7 protein-coding genes and 2 pseudogenes are annotated in these 7,234 nt (G+C 61.4%); 7 read left to right on the top strand and 2 right to left on the bottom strand.

Annotated features, from left to right (window positions below; translation table 11 throughout):
* Positions 1 to 598 (bottom strand): annotated as a pseudogene (locus YUO_RS43320) (IS110 family transposase); the annotation flags it as partial.
* Between the two features lie 249 nt (positions 599 to 847).
* Between YUO_RS43320 and YUO_RS0137355 the strand changes: the two are divergent.
* Positions 848 to 1,090: pseudogene (locus YUO_RS0137355) on the top strand (IS256 family transposase); the annotation flags it as partial.
* 121 nt (positions 1,091 to 1,211) lie between these two features.
* Here YUO_RS0137355 and YUO_RS43315 read toward each other — a convergent pair.
* Positions 1,212 to 2,039 (bottom strand): IclR family transcriptional regulator, encoded by an 828-nt coding sequence (locus tag YUO_RS43315; protein WP_051379868.1) that lies wholly within the window; start codon positions 2,037 to 2,039, stop codon positions 1,212 to 1,214.
* Between the two features lie 281 nt (positions 2,040 to 2,320).
* On the opposite strand from YUO_RS43315, the gene YUO_RS0137345 reads away from it, so the two are divergent.
* From YUO_RS0137345 to YUO_RS49240, 6 genes are all read left to right on the top strand, one after another.
* Positions 2,321 to 3,478 (top strand): acyl-CoA dehydrogenase family protein, encoded by a 1,158-nt coding sequence (locus tag YUO_RS0137345; protein WP_051379867.1) that lies wholly within the window; start codon positions 2,321 to 2,323, stop codon positions 3,476 to 3,478.
* Between the two features lie 40 nt (positions 3,479 to 3,518).
* Positions 3,519 to 4,649, top strand: coding sequence for a RidA family protein (locus YUO_RS43310; RefSeq protein WP_035728546.1), 1,131 nt, complete (start codon positions 3,519 to 3,521; stop codon positions 4,647 to 4,649).
* 3 nt (positions 4,650 to 4,652) lie between these two features.
* Positions 4,653 to 5,150, top strand: a complete 498-nt coding sequence (locus tag YUO_RS0137335; protein WP_028351680.1) for an FAS1-like dehydratase domain-containing protein — start codon at positions 4,653 to 4,655, stop codon at positions 5,148 to 5,150.
* A complete protein-coding gene (locus tag YUO_RS43305) occupies positions 5,147 to 5,560 on the top strand; it encodes a MaoC/PaaZ C-terminal domain-containing protein (RefSeq protein ID WP_051379866.1) in 414 nt (137 codons plus the stop codon). Before YUO_RS0137335 ends, YUO_RS43305 begins: the two co-directional genes overlap by 4 nt.
* 151 nt (positions 5,561 to 5,711) lie before the next feature.
* Positions 5,712 to 6,365 carry an enoyl-CoA hydratase/isomerase family protein gene (locus YUO_RS44250; protein ID WP_156908949.1) on the top strand — a complete coding sequence of 218 codons (654 nt, stop codon included), beginning with the start codon at positions 5,712 to 5,714 and terminating at the stop codon, positions 6,363 to 6,365.
* Positions 6,257 to 6,922: a 3-hydroxyacyl-CoA dehydrogenase family protein gene (locus YUO_RS49240; protein ID WP_083754891.1), complete on the top strand. Its 666-nt coding sequence runs from the start codon at positions 6,257 to 6,259 to the stop codon at positions 6,920 to 6,922. The genes YUO_RS44250 and YUO_RS49240 overlap by 109 nt, the downstream gene beginning before the upstream one ends.
* Positions 6,923 to 7,234 lie beyond the last annotated feature (312 nt).

Here is a 7,234-nt window from a genome sequence, read left to right as displayed (position 1 = left end):
CCTGCGCGATCTCGCGGCGAGCAGAGCCAGGTCTTCCGCCAGACGGTCAAGCTCACGGACGTGCCGATCGATGGCCGCGCGCTCATCGTCCGGCAACTGTTGAGCGGCCAGCCACGCCCGGCCGCGGGTGTTGAAAAGATCGGCATGCGGGCACTTTGGGATCAGGTGCGCGTGCAGGATCGTTCTTGAGCCGCGTGCGATGCCGCACGACCTGGTAGCGCCGCGCCACCAGCCGACGCTTGCGTTCGGTCTCCGCGTCAGGCGTCCAGATCTGCGGCAGGTACCCCGCCGCCTGCAGACTGGCGAGCGTGCCGGCATCGATCTTGTCGGTCTTCACGTGAGCCTGGGCGATCGCCTTCACCTGCAACGGATTGACGATAATCACCCGTGCCACGAACGGCGCCGGAATCCGCGACACCGCCAGGCTGTTGGCAGTCGCTTCGACCACCACCTCATCACTGGCCAGCAGGGTCTTGCCAAATCCCTCCAGCGCAGTCCGCGTCATATCAATGCGGCCCGCAGGTCGGAGCCTGCCGTCCTCCCAAAACACCACCTCCCCGAAAGTTCGGTGGATGTCGATGCCTATCACCCGTCGTATTCGCACCTCCTGCCAGTCAGAACAACATGACGGGCGCTGCGGGCGACACGACAACTACGGATTCGCGCTCTCGGCGCAACCGGGCGAGTCGCAGAGGCGGCCAGCTACTAACTCGAGCTCGCGGCTCATCGTATGCATCGGCCTGCCCGCACTTCGTGCTCCCGGTGCCTCTGTCCCGATGGTCGCACCATACGCCACGATGTAGAATACCGCAGCGGAACGTTGGCACCGAGAAATCTCATACCGGTTACCAATCCCATCGAGAGCGTGTTCGCCACCGTGCGCCACCGCACCATCCGATCGAAGGGTTGCTTGTCGAACGGGACTGCGCTCGCCATGGTCTTCAAACTGGTCGAGGGCGCACAGAAAAGCTGGCGCCGTCTCGATGGCCACAACCAGTTGCCAAAACTCGTTCTTGGTGTGACATTCAACGACGGGATCGAGGTCATCGCCAGGTCGACCGACCGTCAGCCCATAACCGCCGCCGCCTGACCGGCTCCGCCGTCACCAAAATTTGGCGATAGCTCCGAGGGCGGTCGCGGTTCTGGCAGCGCATCAGCGTCTTCGGCACTCGCGGACAAATCGAAAGATGGCTGAATTTGTGAAGTTCTAACTACGGCGAACACGCCGCTTCTCGGTAAGACGTATCCTGTGTGAAGCTTTTCAATCGCTCTCCGATAGAGAGCGACGCTGTTAAAGCATCTGCCGTATCACGCAAAGCTTTTAGCCTTTCAGCTAGTTGATCGTTCATGATGCGTTGCAGAGGGCCCGTCATGGCGACGGCATGCAGAACCATGCCGCTCGAAAGCTTGACCGGTACGGCGATCGCGGCGACGCCCTCGTCAATCTCTCCAATGCAGGTCGCGTAACCCCGGAGTCGCGCCTCAGCAAGTTGCTGTTCGACCCACACACGATCGTTTCGTGTATTGGCGGTGAGCAACGGCAACTCGTGTGAAAGTGCTTCCTCGATCACCGCTTTCTCCTGATAGGCCATGATCGCCTTTGCCGACGCCGCAGCGTTGATTGGTAACTCGAGGCCAGGTTGAGTGTAACCTCGCCATCTTGCGTCAGGAGAAATAGATGCAGCGACGACAACGCGTGCACCGACCAAACGTGTGACATAGCAGGTTTCTCTGGTGCAATCCGTCAATGCGCGAAGATGAGGTCGTATCAGCGACGTTAGCCAACCGTCGTCCGCCGAGGCGTGAAGTAACCTCATCAGCCGTTCGCCGAGTTCGTAAGGACGATTTCCTCCGCCCTTGGCAAGCCCCGAACGAGCCAAACCCCTGAGCAAGCGATGCGCCGTTGTCTTCGGTAGCTCGAGCAGGACGGCAATTTCAGCCAAAGTGAGAGAGCCCGGGAAGGCTGCGAGCACCTCAAGAATTTGCATGTAGCGCTCAAGTGGACCCGACGGATCTCCGCTGGTTCTTTGCAAGTCCATTCCTGCGTTCCAAGCAAATAGACGCTTGCCCTCGCTTGACTTTGGCGCTCGGGCGCAGCATCGTGTCAGATATCGACCCATTATTCCGGAAAACGGAACGAAAGTCAACCGGTGTTTGTGAAGAGTGAGGTGGGCAAGGCAATGACGGGACAGGAATTTCTTCTGATTGCCTCTTATGTCCGCGATCTGGCGCGGAAGGTGTCAAGGCGGCTGCCCTGGTACGTGCGGCCGGCGGGCACATGGGTAACGCTTAACTCGAGATCGGTCGTTCGGGGGCAGCGATGAATTTCGATCCCTCCCCCGAGCACGAAGCGCTGCGCGACAGCGTCCGCAATTTCTTCGATCGCGAGCTTCCGGAGACGAAGATCCGCGAGATGGATCGGGCACGGCGCATCCCGCGCGATCTGTGGAAACGTCTTGCCCAACTGGGTTGGCCGGGTCTTACGGTACCGACCGAGTACGGGGGAAGCGGCGGGGACGTGATAACCAGCGCGATCCTGTGCGAGGAAATCGCGCGACGCTTCCCGTCACTGGCTAACTACTGGGTGATCACTTCGATGGCGGCAAGGGTGCTGAGTGAATCGGGCACCGAGAAGCAGCAGTCGGAGCTCCTGCCCAAGCTCGCCGGCGGCGAATTCCTGATGAGTTTCGGGATGACCGAGCCCGGCGGGGGAACAGATATCCTCGGCCTGAAGACACGCGCCGCGTTGGTGGGAAACGAGTGGGTTGTGCGCGGGCAGAAGCTCTATACGTCCTTGGCCGACGATGCCAATGCGATCCTGGTTCTATGTCGTACGCATCCGCCCGAGGGCACTAAGCGCTCGCGGGGATTGTCGCTGATACTGACCCCGACCCAGCAGGACGCGGTGAAGGTGCGCCGCCTCGAGCTCATGGGGCAGCGCGCCGGGTGTACCTGCGAGGTCTTCCTTGATGATGCCCGTGCACCGGCCGATGCGGTGGTCGGGGAGGTGGGGCGCGGATGGCACACGCTCCTTCGGACACTGAATGATGAGCGCATCATTTGCGCCGCAATGTATGTCGGCATCACCGCTGCCGCGCTGGATCTGACCGTGCAATACGCCAAGGATCGAACGGCTTTCGGGCGCCCGATCGGCGCCTACCAGGCGGTGCAGCATCCGCTCGCCGACACTGCGGCCGAGCTGGAGCAGATCCGTCTGCTCACTACCAAGGCCGCTTGGCTGCATGCCAACGGACGCGAGTGCTCGGTCGAGGCCGCCATGGCCAAGCTGGCAGCCAGCGAGGTGGCGATTCGCGCAACCGACCGGTGCATGCGCATACTAGGCGGCTTCGGGTTGGTGGAGGAGTCGCCGCTGGAGCGCCTGTTCCGGGACGCTCGCCTCGGACCGTTCAGCCCGATCTCCAACGAAATGGTTCGCAACTTCATCGGTGAACGCATGAGCCTTCCCCGGAGCTACTGAGCAGCCAGCTCCGAAACAGCTGAGATGAGCCGGACCTTCCATGACGATTACGTCCATCCACCTCGATCATTTCCCTTGGTATGACTACAGGCGCTACTCCTTCTCCCTCGGGCTGAAGACGTCCGCGGGCACTTATCTGTCCGGCCATACAGCCTCCGAGTACGAGCCCGCAACCAAGCGCATCGTCGTGCAAGGCGGAGTGACCGAGCAGGTACGCACGGTCTACGCCAAGGTGACGGCCATCCTGGAAGGCGGCGGCCTCGGATACGGCGATGTGGCCAGGATCGTTGAGTACGTGCGCCCCGAGGGTATCGAGCGCTATGCGGAAGCGGCGGCCGTGAGGCGGGAGTTGTTCGGCGGATATCAGCCCGTGGTCAATACCGTCCCGGTGAAGAGCCTGCTCAGGCCGGACGCCTTCATTGAGATCGAGGTGACCGCAGCGGCCGCACCTGGCATTGCCCCGAGTGCTGTCTTCCTGCCGTCGATCCAGCCTGTCGACGACCAGGGGAACATCCTGGGCGCCGGCGACGTGGTGGCCCAGACCCACGCCGTGTACGACCGCGCCGCGCGCATGCTTTCCGCGCTGGGCTTGGGCCTCGATCGCGTCGTGAAGACAGCCACGTACATCACGCCGCGTGCGCTACCTACCTACGAGAACGCCGTGCGGGTGCGACACGAGCGGCTCGGCCCTGTATTCCCAGCCGCCGTGGACATCGTGATGCCGAGGCTGCTGCATCCGCAGGCGATCGTTCAGTGCGATTTCATCGCCGCGCGCGAAATGCCAGTGGCACTGAACCCCGGCTGGAAGCGCTACGAGGACTTGGCTTGCAGCCCGGCCGTGCGAGTCGGAAAGCTGCTCTACATGTCAGGTCAAGGCGCCCTCGACCCGACGACCGGGCGTGTCTTGCACAAGGGGGACGTCGTTGCGCAGGCCGAATGCATCTACAACAATGTGCTCCAGCTGGTGCGGGTCGCTGGAGGCGAGCCACGTCACCTGGTTAAGACCATCGAGTACGTGACGCCAGCTTCGCTCGAGCGCTATCGCGAGGTCACCGGCGTGCGCTCGAAGATGCTGCAGGAACCGCTTCCCGCCTCCACCGGCCTGATCAGCGAAGCACTCTTGCGCCCTGGGATGCGGATCGATGTCGATGCCCTTGCCGTTCTGGACTGACCCATGGCGCTGCTGACCGACGAACTCAAGGCTTGGATCGGCCGCGAAGTCCACTACCCAGCGCGCGAGGAGCTCGGTCGTGCCTCGATCCGGTACTTCGCACTCGCGATGGGCGATGAGAACCCGCTCTATCTCGATGACGCCTACGCGCAGGAGGCCGGCCATCCATCGGTGATCGCGCCGCCAACACTGGTCTGCGAAACCTGCCAATACGCCCATCGCAGGCCGGACCCGAACGGCTACATCGGCCATGAGTGGCAACTGCCGATCACCGACTGCCGCATGATCCGCGCCGGCAACGAGTATCAATTCATGCGGACGGTTCTGCCGGAAGATCGCATCTCCGTTACCTGGACGCTTGAAGACATCGTGGAACGCCCTTCTTCGCGCGGCGGCACGCAGCTGTTCGTCAGCTCGGTCGCTCGCTACAAGGATGCGGCGGGCGAGGTGGTCGCCATCAACTGTGAGACGGTCGTCTACCAGCCGATGGAAAAAGCATGATCAAGCCGACCAAGAGCGTGGCGATGGTTTTGGCGGGGGAGTCGCTGCCGGTGCTGGAGAGGACCTTCACGACGGTCGATCTCATGGCCTATGGCGCCGCCACCTGGGATTGGCACCGCGTGCACTACGACATCGATTTCGCCTGGGCTATGAAACTGCCGAACGTCGTCATCGACGGCCAGGCGTTCGGCGCACTGTTCGCGCGCGCCGTGGTGGACTGGGCCGGACCGCAGGCCTTCGTAGCGCGGCTGTCGTTCAAGATGAAGTCGATGGCCTTCGCCGGGGAGACGCTGCGGATGCAAGGTGAGGTGACGCAAATCCGCAGCTCTACCGTCATTGTGGCGCAGCGCTTGACCAGCGGCCGTCGTCTGGTGTCCGAAGCGGAGACGGAGGTGCGGCTACCCTTCTAGACCCCACGGCTTAGCGCCGATCAGAGCATCAAGGCGAGCGTGAATGTATTCCGCGACCAACGCTTCACAGTCGTGTTTTTTCTCTCCAATCAAGGTGCCAGCAATCGTCGTTTTGCCGCGACGCTGAACTTCTAGATGCGGAAAGCTCGTCGTGATCACCGAATCCAACAGAACAATTGAGAGAATGTCCGTACACGTCGTCAGCTATGAGAACCGTAAAAGCATCGGGCTGGTGCGGATCTCGAATCCTCTAGTCAATGCCATCTCGCCTCAAGTCGTCGAGGGCTTAGGCAGAGCCCTCGCCAGTTTCGAAGCCGATTCCGAAGCCAGAGCACTCGTCATACATTGCGAGGGACGAACTTTCGTGGCGGGCGGCGACATTGCCAGCTTCGAATCAGCCGATTTCGACACCGAGCTTTCAGTTCGCTGCTTACGCGGCTGGATGCGTCCTCGCGTCCGGTTGTGGCAACGCTACACGGAACGGTGCTGGGTGGCGGATTGGAATTGGCGATGGCCTGCGTGCGAGCCGTCGAAGCGACCATCGATGTCGTTCGATGATGGTGATAGGGTGGAGCCTCGCGAATTCGAGCAACTGCGCTTGAGCAGCACCTCGCGAGCACTGCGCCACTTGTTCTTTGCTGGACGCGCCGCGGCGCGTATTCCTGGACTCCCGAGCGATATTCGTGCGAGAGAGCTATGCTCCGTAGGCATTGTGGTCGCCGGCACCATGGGTGGTGGCATTGCCATGAACTTTGCCCATGTCGGCATTCCCGTTGTGCTCGTCGAAACCACCATGAAGCGCTAAAACGCGGCTTATTGCTTGTCCGCAAGAATTACGAGGCTAGCGCGGCGAACGGCAAGCTGAGCAGCAAGCAGGTCGAGAAACGGATGGGTTTGCTGAGCGGATCGCTGGATTATGCCGTCTTGGCGAGCTGCGATCTGATCATCGAAGCTGTATTCAAGAACTTGCAAATCAAGAAAGACGTCTGTGCGCGTCTGGGGCAAGTGTGCAAGACCGGGGCAATCATTGCGACAAACACCTCGACACTCGAAATAGACGTACTCGCAGAAGCAGCAGGCCGGCCGGCCGATATAGTCGGCATGCACTTTTTCAGTCCCGCAAACGTGATGCGCCTCTTCGAGGTGGTACGCGGTGCCAAGACAGCTCCCGACATTCTGGCGACCGCGATGCGGGTCTCGCGCGCCGAATCGGAAAGATCGCGGTGGTCTCCGGTGTCTGCTACGGCTCCATCGGAAATCGCATGCTCGAGCAATACATGTGCGAGATGGAGTTCCTTTGTTGCTCGAGGGGGCGCAGCTCATCGAGGGGCAAGCGCCGCGGTGCGAAGTATGTCGTGGTAGCGATGTGCGTCGGAGGCGGCATGGGAGCTGGCCGCCCGTACGAGGTTGCGTGAGGCGCTCGATATTTCGTGCAGCTCAGGAGTCGTGGTGGTTGGCCATTTCAAGACGGCAGAACTCGAGCGATCGACCTGGGAGGTGCAAGAGGTCGTGCCTCAGGAGTATGAATTTTTGGATTTTGCTCTCCAGAAGTGCCGAGAAGGTACCGCGGCGCTAGCCGCTCCATCTAGGTCAGCGCCGGCCTGCGCGATGCCACTCGTCCCTAAGGCATAAGTATCTGCGCACAAAATCGCGATCGGCTCGGTAACCGCATCT

The organism is Bradyrhizobium murdochi (assembly GCF_000472965.1).
Taxonomy (GTDB): domain Bacteria; phylum Pseudomonadota; class Alphaproteobacteria; order Rhizobiales; family Xanthobacteraceae; genus Bradyrhizobium; species Bradyrhizobium murdochi.
The sequence above is the reverse complement of the archived record's forward strand: the minus strand, read 5'-3'. Positions and strand labels throughout refer to the sequence as shown.

Bases quoted from the DNA above. Each gene is read 5' to 3' on its own strand.
- YUO_RS43315 (WP_051379868.1), bottom strand. From the start codon at position 2,039: ATGGACTTGCAAAGAACCAGCGGAGATCCGTCGGGTCCACTTGAGCGC.
- YUO_RS43305 (WP_051379866.1), top strand. From the start codon at position 5,147: ATGATCAAGCCGACCAAGAGCGTGGCGATGGTTTTGGCGGGGGAGTCG.
- YUO_RS49240 (WP_083754891.1), top strand. From the start codon at position 6,257: ATGCTCCGTAGGCATTGTGGTCGCCGGCACCATGGGTGGTGGCATTGC.
- YUO_RS43310 (WP_035728546.1), top strand. From the start codon at position 3,519: ATGACGATTACGTCCATCCACCTCGATCATTTCCCTTGGTATGACTAC.
- YUO_RS0137345 (WP_051379867.1), top strand. From the start codon at position 2,321: ATGAATTTCGATCCCTCCCCCGAGCACGAAGCGCTGCGCGACAGCGTC.
- YUO_RS0137335 (WP_028351680.1), top strand. From the start codon at position 4,653: ATGGCGCTGCTGACCGACGAACTCAAGGCTTGGATCGGCCGCGAAGTC.